Origin of the sequence: Kitasatospora sp. NPDC059599, from assembly GCF_042735125.1 — a bacterium.
Taxonomy (GTDB): Bacteria; Actinomycetota; Actinomycetes; order Streptomycetales; family Streptomycetaceae; genus Kitasatospora.
The window spans coordinates 1-1,435 of sequence record NZ_JBHWCL010000310.1; the positions used below are offsets into that span (position 1 = coordinate 1).

The following is a 1,435-nucleotide window of genomic DNA, read 5'->3' on the forward strand; positions in this document are numbered from 1 at the left end:
CCGGCAGGGACCCGCGACACCCGGAACGGCGGCCCGGCCGAGCGCCGGCCGAGCGTCGGCCGAGCGCCGGCCGAACTCGCCGACCGGCGCTGCCCGTTCCGCCGCCCCGCGCTCGATCTCGACGGCTGCCCGCGCCGACAGCATCGGGCCGGTGCCTCACACGTGCACCGCGCGATCAGAACGTGCGTGCCTGGGTGACCTGGTTCAGGTGGATGAGGACGTCGTAGGCCCGTCCGATCGCGAGCTGCGGCATCGGATCGCTGACGTAGACCGAACCCGCGTCGTAGGTGGGGCGGGAGACGTCCAGCCAGTCGCGGGCCGCCCGGGGCGCGGTGCGCAGGTCGACGTAGTAGTCCCGGTAGCGGACCTGGTCGAGGGTGTACTCGTTCATGTCCGGTGTGGCCGCCGGGACGGTGACCGTCTTCCAGTTGTCCGTCAGGACCGCGTCGTTGGTGAGGAAGGAACCGCTGTCGAAGGTGAAACCGATGGCCACGTAGTCGCGACCGTAGGTGTCGCGCAGCCGGGAACCCTGCGGCTTGGGGTACAGGAAGGTGTCGGTGGCCAGGTAGCCGGCGTGCCCGTTGTGCGCCGACAGCAGCACCTTGCCGCCGGTGCGGCGCTGCCACCACGCGGTGTTGTCCGCCATCGCCCGGTCACGCAGCTGCTCCGCGGCGGAGACGGAGGCCGGGTCGGTGATGTCCAGGGTGGCGAAGGCGAAGGTCTCGGCGATGTTCCGGGCGTGCTGCACCGCCCACGCGTGGGCGTCACCGCCGGAGGCGCCGGCACCGCTCGCGGTGACCAGGTCGAGCGCCTGCTGCGCCTTGGCGGCGTTGTCGCGGCGCTCGGCGAGCGGCTTCCGCAGGTAGGCGAAGGCGTCGTCGAACGGTCGCAGGCCCGCGTAGAGGCCGTCGAGTTGCGGGAGGACGTCGGGGCGGGCCCCGCGCACGTAGGAGGTGACCCGCTCGAAGATCCCGTCGCCGAGCCTCGGCAGGCCGAGGTCGTCGCCCACGAAGTGGACCGGGTCCTGCGGGTGGCTCCGGTTGTGGTCCCGCATCCAGGCGATCAGGTCGGCGAACTCCTCGCGGTCCCACGGACTGCCGCCCAAGGCGTCCTTGACGATGTGCCGAGCGTCGCCCGGGCCGCCCTGGACGTACTCGTCGATCTGCAGGCCGCTGCTCCAGCTCGTCTCCAGGGCGAAGGTGGTGAAGCCCTTCTCCTCGACGAGGTAGCGGAACACCCGCTGCTTCATCGCGAAGAACTCGTGCGAGCCGTGGGTGGCCTCGCCGAGGCCGACCACCTTGGCGTCGCCGATCATCGAGCCCATGGCGCGCAGGTCGGCGGTGCGGCCGCCGGGTTCCGTCGTCCGCAACGGCTGGGCGACGCCCTCCAGTGCGCGCACCACGGCGGAGCGCTGCGCTGCCGCCGGGTCCGCGGC

The 1,435-nt window shown here is 72.4% G+C and carries 1 protein-coding gene; it reads right to left on the bottom strand.

Features of this window, described 5'->3' with window-relative positions:
* Nucleotides 1-175 precede the first annotated feature (175 nt).
* Nucleotides 176-1,435: erythromycin esterase family protein (locus tag ACFV04_RS43740; RefSeq protein WP_380536656.1), on the bottom strand; the 1,260-nt coding region annotated here is incomplete at its 5' end.